At 61.0% G+C, this 15,560-nt stretch carries 12 protein-coding genes; 10 read left to right on the top strand and 2 right to left on the bottom strand.

The window, feature by feature from the left end:
• Positions 1-158: 158 nt before the first annotated feature.
• Genes ACM6JM_RS05235 through ACM6JM_RS05260 form a run of 6 tightly spaced genes read left to right on the top strand, consistent with a single transcriptional unit; the run spans position 159 to position 7,430 of the window.
• Positions 159-1,916: a carbamoyltransferase gene (locus tag ACM6JM_RS05235; protein ID WP_007952261.1), complete on the top strand. Its 1,758-nt coding sequence runs from the start codon at positions 159-161 to the stop codon at positions 1,914-1,916.
• Positions 1,900-3,030 (top strand): glycosyltransferase, encoded by a 1,131-nt coding sequence (locus ACM6JM_RS05240; protein WP_414881412.1) that lies wholly within the window; start codon positions 1,900-1,902, stop codon positions 3,028-3,030. The genes ACM6JM_RS05235 and ACM6JM_RS05240 overlap by 17 nt, the downstream gene beginning before the upstream one ends.
• On the top strand, positions 3,030-3,926 hold the full coding sequence (locus ACM6JM_RS05245; RefSeq protein ID WP_103386573.1) for an antimicrobial resistance protein Mig-14: 897 nt from the start codon (positions 3,030-3,032) through the stop codon (positions 3,924-3,926). Before ACM6JM_RS05240 ends, ACM6JM_RS05245 begins: the two co-directional genes overlap by 1 nt.
• An 8-nt stretch (positions 3,927-3,934) precedes the next feature.
• A complete protein-coding gene (locus tag ACM6JM_RS05250; RefSeq protein ID WP_414881413.1) occupies positions 3,935-5,380 on the top strand; it encodes a PIG-L deacetylase family protein in 1,446 nt (481 codons plus the stop codon).
• Positions 5,377-6,531, top strand: coding sequence for a glycosyltransferase family 4 protein (locus ACM6JM_RS05255; RefSeq protein ID WP_039766564.1), 1,155 nt, complete (start codon positions 5,377-5,379; stop codon positions 6,529-6,531). The genes ACM6JM_RS05250 and ACM6JM_RS05255 overlap by 4 nt, the downstream gene beginning before the upstream one ends.
• A 14-nt stretch (positions 6,532-6,545) precedes the next feature.
• Positions 6,546-7,430: a glycosyltransferase gene (locus ACM6JM_RS05260; protein ID WP_103386603.1), complete on the top strand. Its 885-nt coding sequence runs from the start codon at positions 6,546-6,548 to the stop codon at positions 7,428-7,430.
• An 18-nt stretch (positions 7,431-7,448) separates the two neighbouring features.
• Here the strand turns inward: ACM6JM_RS05260 and ACM6JM_RS05265 are convergent, their stop codons facing one another.
• Both ACM6JM_RS05265 and ACM6JM_RS05270 read right to left on the bottom strand, forming a co-directional pair.
• Positions 7,449-8,666 carry an acyltransferase family protein gene (locus ACM6JM_RS05265; protein ID WP_414881414.1) on the bottom strand — a complete coding sequence of 406 codons (1,218 nt, stop codon included), beginning with the start codon at positions 8,664-8,666 and terminating at the stop codon, positions 7,449-7,451.
• Positions 8,666-10,528 carry an O-antigen ligase family protein gene (locus tag ACM6JM_RS05270; protein ID WP_414881415.1) on the bottom strand — a complete coding sequence of 621 codons (1,863 nt, stop codon included), beginning with the start codon at positions 10,526-10,528 and terminating at the stop codon, positions 8,666-8,668. The genes ACM6JM_RS05265 and ACM6JM_RS05270 overlap by 1 nt, the downstream gene beginning before the upstream one ends.
• A 154-nt stretch (positions 10,529-10,682) precedes the next feature.
• On the opposite strand from ACM6JM_RS05270, the gene msbA reads away from it, so the two are divergent.
• The 4 genes from msbA to hldE all read left to right on the top strand — a co-directional run bounded on the left by msbA (position 10,683) and on the right by hldE (position 15,554).
• Positions 10,683-12,485 (top strand): lipid A export permease/ATP-binding protein MsbA, encoded by a 1,803-nt coding sequence (msbA, locus tag ACM6JM_RS05275; RefSeq protein ID WP_039766570.1) that lies wholly within the window; start codon positions 10,683-10,685, stop codon positions 12,483-12,485.
• Between the two features lie 233 nt (positions 12,486-12,718).
• Positions 12,719-13,423: a sulfotransferase family 2 domain-containing protein gene (locus ACM6JM_RS05280; protein ID WP_039766573.1), complete on the top strand. Its 705-nt coding sequence runs from the start codon at positions 12,719-12,721 to the stop codon at positions 13,421-13,423.
• A complete protein-coding gene (cysC, locus tag ACM6JM_RS05285; RefSeq protein ID WP_039766574.1) occupies positions 13,416-14,027 on the top strand; it encodes an adenylyl-sulfate kinase in 612 nt (203 codons plus the stop codon). The genes ACM6JM_RS05280 and cysC overlap by 8 nt, the downstream gene beginning before the upstream one ends.
• A 102-nt stretch (positions 14,028-14,129) precedes the next feature.
• Positions 14,130-15,554 carry a bifunctional D-glycero-beta-D-manno-heptose-7-phosphate kinase/D-glycero-beta-D-manno-heptose 1-phosphate adenylyltransferase HldE gene (hldE, locus tag ACM6JM_RS05290; RefSeq protein ID WP_039766576.1) on the top strand — a complete coding sequence of 475 codons (1,425 nt, stop codon included), beginning with the start codon at positions 14,130-14,132 and terminating at the stop codon, positions 15,552-15,554.
• Positions 15,555-15,560: the final 6 nt, after the last annotated feature.

A 15,560-nucleotide genomic window follows, 5' to 3' on the forward strand; every position in this document is an offset into this window, starting at 1 on the left:
GTTCTGTGGGTTGAACGACATGGGGCAATTCGCGCAGGGTCATTCCCGCCACGTTTACGCTATAATCCCGCCCTTTAGCTGTCTCTCGCCCGGTGCGAGGGCACATCATTTTTCAAGGCGCATCGCGCCTGAATGCAGACTAAAGAGGCTAGACCCCTGTGGCATTGACGATTCTTGGCCTGTCCGGCGCCCTTAGCCATGATCCTTCAGCAGCCTTGTACATCGACGGCAAGCTGGTCGCGGCGGCTGAGGAAGAGCGCTTCGTGCGCGATAAACATGCAAAGAACCGCATGCCCTACGAATCGGCGAAGTTCTGCCTGGAGCAGGCAGGCATCAAACCGTCCGACGTAGACGTGGTCGCGATTCCGTTCGCTCCGATCAGCATTTTCGGCAAGGCCCGCTGGCAGTACGCCAAGCGTTACTGGTACGCCCCGGACCGTGCACTCGACGCGATCCTGATGGGCAACCGTCGCTACAAGCGCTATCGCAACAAGATCGTCTGGTGTCTGGAGCAACTGGGCTTCGATCCGAAGAAAATCAAGATCGAGCCGGTTGAACACCACCTGGCCCACGCTTCCAGCGCCTACCACTGCTCGGGTTTCAAAGAGAAAACCGCGATCCTCGGCATCGACGGCAAGGGCGAGTACGCCACGACCTTCTTCGGTTATGGCGAGAACGGCAAGATCCACAAGATCAAGGAATTCTTCGATCCGGACTCCCTCGGCGGCCTGTACGGTGCGATCACCGAGTTCCTCGGTTTCGACATGCTCGACGGCGAGTTCAAGGTCATGGGCATGGCGCCGTACGGTGACGCCAGCAAATATGATTTCTCGCGCCTGGCTTCGTTCGAGAACGGCGAGCTGGTGATCAACACCGACTACGCCAACGTGATCGGCCTGCGTCGCTATAAAGAGAAGGGCAAGGGTTACTACTTCTCGCCGAAGCTGATCGAGTGGCTGGGTCCGAAGCGCGAAGGCGATATTGCCGACGAGCCGTACATCCATTACGCCGCCAGCATTCAGGCGCTGTTCGAAAAAATCGCGCTGCAGATGATCGACTACTACCTGGGCGACGTGCTCAAGGAAACCGGCAAACTGGCCTATGCCGGTGGCTGTGCGTTGAACGTCAAGCTCAACCAGAAAATCATCGCCCGTGATGACGTCAAGGAACTGTTCGTACAGCCTGCCTCCGGCGATGCTGGCACCGCAGTCGGCGCAGCAGCTTACGTGTCCAACGCCCGTGGCGTGCCGGTCGAGAAGATGGAACACGTCTACCTCGGCCCGTCGTACAGCAACGAAGACGTGATCGCCGCGTGCGCCCGTCACGAGAACAAGCCGACCTGGCGCAAGCTCGACAACATGCCGGAGCAGATCGCCAAAATCATGGTCGATGGCAACCCGGTGGCCTGGTTCCAGGGCCGCATGGAGTTCGGTCCGCGTGCACTGGGCGGTCGTTCGATCATCGGCTGCCCGAGCGTGGCTGGCGTGGCTGACCGCATCAACCACCAGATCAAGTTCCGCGAGCGCTGGAGGCCTTTCTGCCCGTCGATGCTCGACACCGTTGCGCCGCAGATGATCAAGATCGATCACCCGGCGCCGTTCATGACCTTCACCTTCGAAGTGGCGGAAGAGTGGAAGACCCGCGTGCCGGAAGTCGTCCACGAAGACGGTACGTCCCGGGCTCAGGTGCTCAAGCGCGAATACAACCCGCGCTACTACGACATGATGAAGGCGCTGGAAGTGCTGACCGGCAACGGCGTGTCCCTGAACACCTCGCTCAACCGCCGCGGTGAACCGATGATCTGCTCGCCGACCGATGCCCTGAACATGTTCTTCGGCTCGGATCTGCAGTACCTGATCATGGAAGACATCCTGGTGGTCAAAGAAGGCGCAAACGCTTATGACACGCTCGGCTGAACGCCATGTGCTGCAGTTCTGTCACGGCTATGACGGGCCGTTCCTCGACTGTGCGCGGCAGTACGCCAGCCTGTTCGCGGGCACCGGTTATCGGGTCACCACGGTTTTTTTGACCGGGGCTGCCGATAGCGAGGTGGCCGCAGCCTGCGCCTCCGATGAAGTGTTGTTCATGGAATACAGCTCCAAGGCCATTCGTGGCCTGAAGCTGGGCGCCATCGGCGATCTGCGCAAGATCGCCGCTTCCCGCAATTTCAGTTTCTGCATCGCCCATCGCTTCAAGCCGATCTACATCGCCTTGCTCGGCACTTCGCTGCCGGTGATTGGCGTGCACCACGCGTTTGGCGATTACAACCGCGGTTCGCGCAAACTTTTTGCGCACATTTTCCGCAAGCGTCTGAGCCTGCTCGGCGTGTCCGATGCGGTGCGCGACGACATGCGTCGATGCCTGCCGAAATGGCCGGCGGCGCGCATCCAGACCCTCTACAACCGCATCGATGTCTCGGCGTTGCAGATGAGTCAGGTGTCGGCCCGTGAAGCCCGCGAGACCCTCGGTCTGTCAGCGGATGCGTTCATTGTCGGCAACGTCGGTCGTCTGCACCCGGACAAGGATCAGGCCACGCTGCTGCACGGTTTTGCTGCGGCATTGTCCGGTCTGCCGGCCAACAGCCAACTGGTGATTCTCGGCAAAGGGCGTCTGGAACAAGACCTCAAGGAACTGGCCCGTGAACTGGGCATCGGTGATCGCGTGTTGTTCCTCGGCCAGGTGCCGGACGCGCGTAATTATTTCCGGGCATTCGATGTGTTTGCCTTGAGTTCCGACCACGAACCGTTCGGCATGGTGCTGCTGGAGGCCATGGCCGCCGGCGTGCCGTTGCTGGCCACGGCGTGCGGCGGGGCGAAGGAAGTGGTCGAAGGCGTCGGGATCCTGTTTCCGCTGGGTGACGCCGAGCATCTGGCCCAGGGCCTGAAACATCTGGCCGGTATGGACGAGCAGCAGCGTCGTCAGTGCGCCGAGATGATGTTCGACCGCCTGCGCGAGCGTTTCTCCGACCGCGCCGTACGCGACACCTTCTGGCATTTGCCGCAAGTTACCGATCTGGCACCGAGGGGCTGATGCTCAACCGATTTCAAGGCTGGCGCGAACGTGGCTGGTCGCCCGTTGACGCCTCAACTTATGCACAGGCCTGGCAGCGTTTTGGCGGCAGCGTCGCGACTCATCCCATGGTCGTCGAGCGTCTGGCGGATCTGGCCGGCATCCCGGTGCGCTATCTGGCCTGGGAGCAGCAGGGCGAAGTCAAAGCCGCGATCCCGACCTGGGGCCGCGACCTGGCCTTGTCCAAGGACGTGCTCAAGCGCAACGGCAAGAAAGGCTTGTTCGACCTGGGCAACGCCGAGCTGATCCTGCCGGCCGCCGTTGATGCCCAGGCCCCGCTGCGCCATCGCGGACGCTACCTGTCGGCGCTCAACGAAAACCGCTTCAGCGGCCTCAAGTTGCAGACCGAACAACTGGCCATGGCCCGTACCCCCGAAGAACTGTCGAAGAAGTTTCGCTACAACCAGCGCCGTGAACTGCGCCTGCTGGAAGAGGCGGGCGGCGTGGTGCGGCCGGTCAGCGACTTCTCCAGTGCGGAGTTGGCGGCGATCTACTGCGACCTGTTCCAGCGTCGCTGGGGTTTCCCGGCCACTGGCGCGGCACGCATGGCCGAAGTCATCGAACTGTTGCGCGAGCTGTTGATCGGCTCGGTGATCTTCCTCAACGACGCACCGATCGCCATCCAACTGGTGTACCGCGTCGAAGCCCCGGAGTGGATCAGCGTCGAGTACATCAACGGCGGCGTCGACCCCGAAACCCGTGAATTCAGCCCCGGCAGCGTCCTGAGTTTTCTCAATACGCAAAGTGCCTGGGAGCAGGCGCGGGCACTGAACAAGCCGCTGCGCTTTTCCTTCGGTCGCGCCGACCGTGAATACAAGGATCGCTGGTGCAATCCTGTGCCGGTCTTCACCGTATGAGTCAGCCCATGAGCCGCAAACAGCAACTGCTCAAACGTCACCGGCGCAATAAACGCATCGGCCTGCTGATCGCACTGATCGTGTTGATCATCCTCGGCGTGCTGGTGGCCTGGTGGTTGCCGCTGGTGCTGGCGGTGGTCGGCTGGATTGCCCACGAAGCGTGGTTCGCCGATCACCTGTTCTATTCGCCGAAAGACGATTACCAATACAGCTTTCCGCCGTTCACTCCGCAGCCAAAAGTGCATTTGAACGGTGAGCAATTGCGCCTCGACGAGGGCGTGATGCTGGTGGACGACGCCACACTGATCCTCGCCGTGAAGGTCAAAAGCAGCTTCCTGGGACGCTTCTTCGATCCTCGGGTCGAGTTGGCCGATGGCGCCCATCCCGACGTGCAGACGTTCGAGCGCGGCGTCAACGGTCTGCGTTATCTGAACCTCAGTGGACAGGCGCAGGCGCTGTCGCAAGGCCAGTTGCGTCTGCGCGGGCGCTTTTGCCGGGTCTCCGGCGAGCCGGTGCTGTGGGCGCTGGAGCAACCGGACTACCGTCAGCAGCGGGTGATGGTCATCGCCCCTCACGCCGACGATGCCGAACTGGCCGCCTACGGACTGTACAGCCAGGCCAAAGAAGCCTGGATCGTGACCCTGACCGCCGGCGAGATCGAAGCCGAACACTATCAACAGATGGGACTGAACAAGGTCGACGCGGCGCGGCTCAAGGGCCGCTTGCGTGCCTGGGACAGTCTTGCCGTACCGCGCTGGGCCGGTGTGCCGCAGGAACATTGCGTGCAACTCGGGTATTTTTGCCTGCAACTGGCGGCGATGCAGGCTGCGCCGAATCAACCCGTTGGCTCGCGGGAAGCCGATCTGAGCGACACACGCCTGTTCCGTCAGCTGAATCCGTTTGTCTTGCCAGGCGATGCCGACGGCGCGCCGACCTGGAACAATCTGCTGGCCGACCTGCGTGATGTGCTGTTGCGTGCGCGCCCGGATGTGATCGTGCTGCCGCACCCAACGCTCGATCCGCATCCCGACCATATCTGCGCCCAAGAGGCGGTGCTGGAAGCCTTGCGCGGTCTCGATTACCAACCGACGCTGCTCGGTTACGCCAACCATTTGCATGACAACGACCGTTGGCCGATGGGCGACAGCGGGCAGGGCATTGCCCTGCCGCCGACGTTCGATGCGACCCTCGCGATGCAGCCGCTGTGCCTGCCGCTGTCGATCGAACTGCAGCGGGACAAGGCCATGGCGCTGGGCATGATGCATGACCTGCAGCCACCGGCGCCGTTCAAGCGTCGCCTGCGCCGGCTGTTTCAGCGACTGCTGGCTGGTCGGCGTCCATCGGTCTACGGCGAGAACGAATTTTTCCGCAAAGCGGTCAGACGCCAGGAGTTGTTCTGGGTACTGAAGCAGAGCGAAACAGGCGCGACGGGATCGCACCGGGGAGAGGTATGAGTCAACGCGCAAAGGTGCTGCAGCTGCAGCCCGATTACAACGTCAAATCCCATGATTTCGCCGACCTTGCCGAGCAAATCGTCAAGGCGCTGCCGACCGATCGTTACGAAGTGACCGCCGCCTTCCTGCGCGGTAAACCCGGACCGGGCGAGGCGGTCAGCCGTGCCGACCGTTCGGTGTATTTCGAGTTTTCCGACAAGTCCCTCAAAGGCATGCGCCTGCGGGCGATGTGGCAGCTGTACAAGTTCTGCCGCCGGGAAAAGTTCGACGTGGTGATCTGCAACCGCTTCAAACCGGTGAACATGATGCTGACGCTCAACCGCTGGTTGAAGGTGCCGTTGTGCATCGGTATTTCCCACGGCTTCGGCGAGTACGACCGCTTCTACCGTCGTCGCCAGACTCAGCGCCTGATCGACCGCCACTGGCGTTTCGTCGGCGTTTCGCCGGCGGTCAAACAGTACCTGCTGGACTGCGATTGCGGTTTCACTGATCAGAACACCTACGCGATCACCAATGCCATCGACATCGAGCAGGCCGAGGGTTTGCAGCACAGCCGCGAACGTGCGCGCGAATTGCTGGGGATCGATCCGAAGGTGCGCCTGATCGGTGCGCTGGGGCGGCTGGTGTCGGTCAAGGGCCACACTTACCTGTTGCAGGCCTTCGCCCAACTCAAAGACAAATACCCGAACACCCAACTGGCAATCATCGGTGCCGGACGCCTGCAGGCGCCGCTGGCCGCCGAGATCGAACAGTTGGGACTGAGCGGCCGGGCGCACCTGCTGGGCTTCAAGGAAAACGCCCTGCAATACGTGCGCGCGTTCGATATCTGGACCATGCCGTCGCTGGCCGAAGGTCTGGGCCTGGCCTTGCTGGAAGGCATGAGCGGGCATCTGCCGGTGATCGCCTCGAACGTGCCGGCCATGCTGCCGCTGATCGAGGGTGCCGGTGGCCTGTCTATCACCCCCAAGGACGTACCGAGCCTGGTGGCGGCGCTGGACACCTACCTCGCGCTGTCGGATGACGAGCTCAAGGCCAAGGGCGAGCAGGCTTACCGCTATTTGCAGGAACAGCACGACATCGAGGTTTTCCGCCAGGAATACCTGAACCTGATCGACTCCGGCCTGGAGCAGGCCCGCAAGGAACAGCCATGAGCGATACAAGTGCCCTGAGCGGTGCCCAGCCCCTGGTCACCGTCATCATCGCGTCCTACAACCACGGGCCGTACATCGAGGAAAGCATCCTCAGTGTCATCAATCAGACCTACCGGAACATCGAGCTGCTGGTGATCGACGACGGTTCGAAGGACGACAGCGTCGAGCGCATCAAGGCCTTGCAGGAAAAGCACGGCTTCGATTTCCGGGTGCAGCAGAACCAGGGCCTGACCAATACGCTCAACGGCGCCATCGCGCGGGCCAAAGGCAGCCTGATCGTACCGTTCGGCTCCGACGACATCATGTACCCGGACCGGATCGCCACCCAGGTCGCCTATATGGACGGCAAACCGGAAGTGGGCATCTGCGCCGGCAACATCGAGCTGATGGACGCCGACGGCAATCTCTATCCGGAAAAGCGTCAGCGCCGGGACGTGCCGTTCCGGCGCCTGGATTTTGATGACATGTTCCTGGAGCGCAAACCGTATCCGCCGGCGCCGACCCTGATGATCCGGCGTGAGGCGCTGGACAAGGTGGGCGGGTTCGACCCGACGATTCGTCTTGAAGATCTGTACATCGAGCTGAAAGTGACCCGCGCCGGGTACTTCATCGATGGCCTGAACGTGGTGATGGCGCGCTATCGCAAGCACGCCACCAATTCCTACAAGAACCACCGTTTCATGATCGAAAACATTCTGCGCACCTATGCGCTGTTCAGCGATCATCCGCTGTACGACGAAGTGCGCTACAAGTCGCTCAACTCGATGTTCCTGAAAACCGCCAACCGCGATCGCAAACTGGCGCGGGAGCTGCTGGCGCAGATTCCTTTCAAGGCCTGGAACAAGAAGACCTGGCGCGGTTTGGGCCGGTTGCTGTTCTCGCCGCTGGAAAAGGACTGAGGTCGTTGTCGCTCGCGGTCAGCGAGCGACTTTTTCCGACAGTTTCTTGCTGCCTTTCTGACGCTGGCGAATCCATTGCACCACGTTCCTGCCCGCATTCATGCCGGGTTGCTCGATGTAAAGGAATGTCGCGCTGCTGATCAGAATCAACAGGCACGTGCAGGCAGCCATCAACGGCAGGTAAACCCAGGTCTCACGGGCATCGAGGTCCAGCGCCAGCGGCAGGCGCTGAACCATCAGCCAGAGCACGAAACCATGGAGCAGGTAAGTGCTGTAGCTGATCTCCCCCAGCCAGCGGATGCTGCGCGGTTTCAAGGCGCCGAACAGGGTGTTGCCCGAAGCCACGATCACAAAAAACAGCGACAGCAGAAACAGCGGAGCGGTTTTGAACGCCCGGTTGAACACGGTGAACGCCAATGCCAGCGCCACCAGGGCAATTACGCTGGCCAGCGTCGTGCGGCTCCAGGCCACCAGCTGCGGGCGCCGGACCCAATAGGCGGCGGCAATTCCGCCGAGAAAACTGGCCAGGAAATGCTTCTTGAGCGAATGCTCCCAGCCGACCAACTGGTACAGCGCGTAAATCCCGATCAGGCACAGCACTACTTGCAGCCAGTTGCCGCGATAGACGAATACCACGGCCGCCAGTGGCAGCGCCAGATAGAAAAACACTTCGTAGGCCAGCGTCCAGGTGACGTTGGAGATCAGCATGCCGGTTTGCGGATACTGGTTGACGTCGGGGCGATCGAACGTCAGCCACAGCAGGCCCTGTTTGAACAGCTGTGACACCGGCTCCTTCAGTTGCCAGTTCTGCAGGTAGAACACGGTGACGAACACCGCCAGCATCAATGGCAGATACAGCGGATACAACCGGAACACTCGCGAAATACCGAAGGCCAGCCAGTCGTGCTGACGGCCCTGGGCCAACAGACGACTCCAGAACAGAAAACCGGTAATCATGAAGAACAGGGCCACGCTGCCCTGGCCCAGCATCGAGTAGAAATTGCTCGGCGGAAATTCGAACACGCCCGTGCGCAGAAAGATCCAGGTAATGATCGAGTGATGCACGAATACACCGAATGCCAGATAGCCGCGCAGGCCATCGATGCTGGCATAGCGGCTTTCACCCGAATGCTGCAGATGGCGTGCGATTTTCGGCACGGCCCGCAGCAGCAACGCGGCGGTGACGGTGGCCAGCAGATAGGCGGCCGGCGCAATGAACGGACTGGTCTGAATCATCAATGAACCCGAGCCGGCGTGTTGCCGGCCAGCACTTGCCTGTGCAGATTGTCTACGGCGGATTTCGACGCCGTTACGGCGTACCCCTGGAGCAGCGCTTCGAGGTGATCCTCGAACAGCCAGCGTTTGTCGACGGTGTAGCGTTGCATGTGGCGCAGATTACGCTGGCGCAGTGACAGGCTGAGGGGTGAAGGGTAGATCCGCAGGTCGGCCAGATCGATCAGCCCGAACTCGCCATCCTCCAGCACCAGCACATTGCCCAGATGCAGCGAGCGGAAATACACACCCTGCTCATGCAGGCCGGCCATGAATTTGCCAAAACGCTCCACCAGCGCCTGTCGCACGGCCGGCGCGGTGATTCCCTGCAAGACCTGGCGCAGGGTATGGCCTGGCAGCGGCGTGTAATGTACGGCACTGCTGCCGTCGTCGAGGCGATACAGGTTCAGCACCTGGGGCGTGGGAATGCCCATCCGGCGCAATTGCTCGCTGTTGACGGCAAACCGCTCGGAATACGGATTGAAACTGCCCGAGGTATACCAGCGGCGGCGGCGAAACAGCTTGAGAAAGCTGCCATCGGACAGGCGCAGCACCTTCGGCCCCAGACCGTCCTCTTCAATCACCTGAGCGTCAGTACTCAGCTGTTGCAGCGCGGATGCCGAAAGCTTCCGGACCGGCATCGTCAAAAGGCGTCGGGCACGCTGATTGATGCTCAGGGCTGCAATCAATGCCAGCGGAATCCACAGCAGGAACCAGTGCTCCTTGGGTCTCGAGATGATCCCGCCACCCTCGGTCAGTCCGGCGCCGATACCGAACACCAGCCAGGTCGAGGCGATGATCAGCAGCGGCTGCACGCGCTGGCGCCAACTGCTCAGCAACCCCCAGGCCTGAAAAAACAGCCAGGGCAGCATGCCGAGGATGCCGACGTAATAAAGCACGCCCAGCGCAAAACTGTGCGGTTCCTGAAAGTTGTAACCGACACCCGGGTCAATCGAAAGTGCGGCGTTGTAGCCGTGGCCGATCCATGGGTGTTCGGCGATTTTTTCCAGGGCTTGCTGCCAGATTTCGAAACGGTAGGAGTCACCGCGTTCGATGATCATCTTCGAGAACAGCACCGACACGGCTGCACCAGCGACCGCCAATGTCCCCAGCAGCACCAGCGAGCGTCGGTTCCAGCAAATCAGGCTCAGCCACAATGCCGCCATGGTCAGCGCCACCAGCGGGGTGCGCGAGCCGGTCCCGATCACGGCCATGAACATGATCAGCATCGCGGGGATGCTGAGCCAGTACAGCCGGCGATTCTTGCAGGTCATGCTCAGGCTGAGCCAGTAGGCGCAGAAAAATCCGAACAGATGGGAGCTGAGCAACGGGTTGTCAAACGCGCCGCCGCCGATCAGGCGCTCGCCGGGTGCAGAGTGGAGCACGAATGGAATCAGGAAAATGATCGTTGCGACCAGGGCCACCAGCGCGGCGCCGAACAGTAATGGCGAAAGAATGTCGCTGCGGTAACGAACCAGCAGGAAACACCCGGCGAACAGCATCAGGGTATGCAGCGGGGGTTTGAACATGCCGCCTATCGGCTCCCCCTGCGGCCCCCAGCAAAGGCTCAGCAGTGCCCAGGCGGCAAACAGCAGCAACGCAATGAATACTGGCTCACGCAGCATTTCCTTGAGTTCCCTGGGGCGCAGGCACAGTGCAATCAGCGTCGGAATGCTGAACAAACCGTAAAACAGCTTGTGATGAATACTGCGACCCGGCAGGAAAAACAGCGCGCACAAGAGCAGGAAGTAGCCGACGGGAAGTATCCACAGGCTGATGAAATCGAAAATTCGATTGGACGTACTGCTGAAGCCGCGAAGTTGCATGCTGAGAGATTCAATCCTGAAGTTGATCGGCCATTTCGATGATGGCTATTTGACGCTGAAAAAGACGCATAACAATAACAGCCTTTGGCCGATTGCCAGAACCCTGAAGAAGCTGTGCTAAAGTCAGCGTCCTTTTTATCGACTTTCGCGTGATATGACCGACTCCAGTCCCGCCGCAAGCCCTTCGAGCTTGAAAATCTACTTCCGCCTGCTCGGCTATGTCCGGCCGTACATCAGTCTGTTCCTGATCAGCATCGTCGGTTTTCTGATTTTTGCCTCGACCCAGCCGATGCTCGGCTACATCCTCAAGTACTTTGTCGACGGTCTGTCCAATCCCGAGGCAGTACTGTTTCCCACCGTGCCTTACCTGCGCGACCTGCAACTGCTGCAGGCCGTACCGCTGCTGATCATCCTGATCGCCGCCTGGCAGGGGCTGGGATCTTATCTGGGCAACTATTTCCTGGCCAAGGTTTCCCTGGGCCTGGTGCATGACCTGCGGGTACAGCTCTTCAACAACCTGCTGGTCCTGCCCAACCGTTATTTCGACAAGCATAACTCCGGTCACCTGATTTCGCGCATCACCTTCAACGTGACAATGGTCACGGGGGCGGCAACAGATGCGATCAAGGTCGTAATCCGTGAAGGCATGACGGTGATCTTCCTGTTCGCCTCCCTGCTGTTCATGAACTGGAAGCTGACGCTGGTGATGGTTGCGATCCTGCCGCTGATCGCCGTGATGGTGCGCACCGCCAGCAAGAAATTCCGCAAGCAGAGCAAGAAAATCCAGCTGGCCATGGGCGACGTGACCCACGTGGCGTCGGAAACCATCCAGGGCTATCGCGTGGTACGCAGCTTTGGCGGCGAAGCCTACGAGGAAAAGCGCTTCCTCGATGCCAGTCAGGGCAATACCGACAAGCAGCTGCGCATGACCCGCACCGGGGCTATCTACACGCCGCTGCTGCAACTGGTGATCTACAGCGCCATGGCGATCCTGATGTTCCTCGTGCTGTACCTTCGCGGCGACGCCTCGGCCGGTGACATGGTCGCCTACATCACGCTCGCGGGCCTGCTGCCCAAACCGATCCGTCAGTTGTCCGAAGTCAGTTCGACCATCCAGAAAGGCGTGGCCGGGGCCGAAAGCATTTTCGAGCAACTGGACGTCGAGCCGGAAGTCGATACCGGCACGGTCGAGCGCGACTCGGTCAGCGGTCGCCTCGATGTACGCAACCTGAGCTTCACCTATCCGGGCACCGAGCGTCAGGTGCTCGATGACATCAGTTTCTCGGTCGAGCCGGGGCAGATGGTGGCGCTGGTGGGGCGTTCGGGCAGCGGCAAGTCGACCCTGGCCAACCTGATCCCGCGCTTCTATCACCACGACAAGGGCGAGATCCTGATCGACGGTGTGGAAGTCGAGCAATACAAACTGCTCAATCTGCGTCGCCACATTGCCCAGGTGACTCAGCACGTCACGCTGTTCAGCGACACCGTGGCAAACAATATCGCCTATGGCGATCTGGCAGGGGCACCGCGCGAAGACATCGAAAAAGCAGCGCGTGATGCCTACGCGATGGACTTCATTTCGCAACTGCCCGAAGGCCTGGACACTCAGGTCGGCGAGAACGGCGTGCTGCTTTCCGGCGGCCAGCGCCAGCGTCTGGCGATTGCCCGGGCCTTGCTCAAGAACGCGCCGCTGCTGATTCTCGACGAGGCCACCTCGGCCCTCGACACCGAATCCGAGCGACACATTCAAGCCGCCCTGGATCAAGTGATGAAGGGCCGTACCACGCTGGTGATCGCTCACCGTCTGTCGACCATCGAGAAAGCCGACCTGATTCTGGTCATGGATCAGGGCCGGATCGTCGAGCGCGGCACCCACGACGACCTGCTGGCACAGAACGGCTACTACGCCCGTCTCAATGCCATGGGTCTCGACGCCCCGGCCGAAGACATCGCCTGATCCCCCGGAAAACCCTGTGAGAGCGGGCCTGCTCGCGACAGCGGTGCAACAGTCAACATCAATGTTGAAGGTGCATGCGTCATCGCGAGCAGGCTCGCTCCCACATTCATTTGTATCCAGTCCTTTACCCTTCTTGACCAAACCGGCATAAAACCGGCCGTCGCGCTTGTTAAGGTTCCTGAACGAACTCTGACTTCAATCGAAGGGGCCATCCTCTTCGCGCGGGTGCTGGCATGCTGCAACGTTATCTGTGGAAATTGCTGCCCAAGCCGCAGCGGGCCTTTCTGCTGGGGCGCCTGTCGGTGGTCGACCGGCAAGTGGTGAACAAGTCGATGTCGGCCAGTCTGGCGTTTCCCGCTGCCTTCGAGCAGCGCGACTGTCTGTTTATCCACGTGCCCAAATGCGCCGGCAGCAGCTTGTGTGCGGCGATGTTCGACGGCTGGCGTCCGGGACACTTGCCGTTGTACTGGTACGAAGAGCAATTTCCCGAGCAATATGCCGCCGCCTACAAGTTCGCCTTTGTGCGCGACCCGCTGGAGCGCGCCTATTCGGCTTACGCCTTTTTGCATGGCAACACCTTGAGCGGGCGCGATCACGCCGCTCAGCAAATGGTTCGGCAGTATCGGGATTTTGATGACTTTGTCGCACGCTGGCTGCACCCGGAGACGATTTCGCGGCAGCTGCACTTTGCTGCGCAAACCGACTTTCTCACCGATTCACTGGGGCATCTGGCCCTGGACTTCATCGGTTACCAGGAGCATCTCGAGCAGGATTTCAAACAGGTCTGCGAGCGCTTGGGGATGGTGTGTCAGTTGCCGCACGTCAACAGCTCCCGGCAGCGCCAACCGCTGAAGGCGCGGGAGTTCTGCTCGGCGCGAACCCGTCGGCTGGTGCGTCGGGCCTATCAGCGTGACTACGAGTTGCTCGGTTATGAATGAGGCTCTGCGCAGTCTGGCGACACTGCCTGTCATCAGCCCCTATAGCCTTGCGCTGTCTCGCCAGGCGCGAGCCGCGCTCAAGGGGCAGCGGCCGCGTTGCCTGTGGCTGACCGGACTGTCCGGCGCCGGCAAGTCGACCCTGGCCAATTCGCTGGACCTGCACTTGCATCAGTTCGGGCTGCACACATTTCTGCTCGATGGCGACAACGTACGCAACGGATTGTGTCGTGATCTGGGCATGGACGATGCCGGCCGCCGGGAAAACATCCGGCGCATGGCGGAAGTCGCCCGGCTGATGGTCGATGCCGGCCTGATTGTCATCGTCGCAGCGATCTCGCCATTTCGTGCCGAGCGAGACGCTGCGCGGCAACTGTTTGCCGAGGGCGACTTCATCGAAGTGCATGTGAGCACTTCGCTCAAAGAGTGTGAGCGTCGTGATCCTAAAGGCTTGTATCAGGCCGTACGTCAGGGCCGTATCCAGCATTTCACTGGTATCGACAGCCCTTACGAGGCGCCGTTGGCGGCGGAGTGCCGGATCGACACGCAAGCGCTCGAGTTGAGCGAAGCCTGCGAGCGGTTGGCAACTTTTCTGCTTAAAAAATGAGCAAAAAAGCCAGCTGTTTCATCCTGTTGCAGCCACCGCACAAGCCTTCGCCAACCCTGTGTTAATATCGCGCCCCTGTTCATTTTGTATGTGGGTTGCTCCATGAAGTTGTCCATGCCGCGATTCGATCAAGCCCCTGTCTTGGTGGTCGGCGATGTCATGCTCGACCGTTACTGGCATGGTGGTACCTCACGGATTTCCCCTGAGGCGCCGGTTCCTGTCGTTAAAGTCGAGCAAATCGAAGACCGTCCGGGCGGTGCCGCCAACGTTGCCTTGAACATTGCCGCGCTGGGTGCGCCGGCGTCGCTGGTCGGTGTGACCGGTGACGACGAAGCCGCCGACAGCCTGAGCAACAGCCTCAAGGGTGCGGGCGTGCGAGCCTTGTTTCAACGCATCGCGCACCAGCCGACCATCGTCAAGCTGCGGGTCATGAGCCGGCACCAGCAATTGCTGCGTATCGACTTCGAAGAACCGTTCGCCACCGACGCCCTGGCCCTCGGCGCGCAGGTCGATGATCTGCTCGAAGGCATCAAGGTGCTGGTGCTGTCCGACTACGGCAAAGGTGCCCTGAAAAACCATCAGGCGCTGATCCGGGCCGCTCGTGCCAAAGGCATTCCGGTGCTGGCCGACCCGAAGGGCAAGGATTTCTCGATCTACCGTGGCGCGAGCCTGATCACCCCGAACCTCAGCGAATTCGAAGCCATCGTCGGCGGTTGCGCCGATGAGCACGAGCTGGTGGCCAAGGGCGCGACGCTGATGCATGACCTGGATCTCGGCGCGCTGCTGGTCACCCGTGGCGAACACGGCATGACCCTGCTGCGTCCGGATCATCCGGCCCTGCATTTGCCTGCGCGGGCCCGTGAAGTGTTCGACGTGACCGGTGCCGGCGACACGGTGATTTCTACCTTGGCAGCCGCGATTGCTGCCGGTGAAGAACTGCCGCACGCGGTAGCGCTGGCCAACCTGGCAGCGGGCATCGTGGTCGGCAAGCTGGGTACGGCGGCGATCAGCGCCCCGGAACTGCGTCGCGCCATTCAGCGTGAAGAAGGTTCCGAGCGTGGCGTGCTGGGGCTGGAGCAACTGCTGCTGGCAGTTGCCGATGCCCGGGCGCACAACGAGCGGATCGTGTTCACCAATGGCTGCTTCGACATCCTGCACGCCGGCCACGTGACCTACCTCGAGCAGGCGCGAGCGCAGGGCGATCGGCTGATCGTCGCGATCAACGACGATGCTTCGGTCAGCCGCCTGAAAGGGCCGGGCCGGCCGATCAACAGCGTAGACCGGCGCATGGCGGTTCTCGCCGGTCTCGGCGCGGTGGACTGGGTCATCAGCTTCGCTGAAGGCACCCCGGAAAACCTGCTGCGCGAGGTCAAGCCGGACGTGCTGGTGAAGGGTGGCGATTACGGCATCGATCAAGTGGTCGGCGCCGATATCGTCAAAGCCTATGGCGGCACCGTTAAAGTGCTGGGGCTGGTGGAAAACAGCTCGACCACGGCGATTGTGGAAAAAATCCGCAAGTCCGAGTGATGCAAA

The sequence above is a fragment of the Pseudomonas sp. IT-P2 genome (genome assembly GCF_949767575.1).
Lineage (GTDB): Bacteria > Pseudomonadota > Gammaproteobacteria > Pseudomonadales > Pseudomonadaceae > Aquipseudomonas > Aquipseudomonas pharyngis.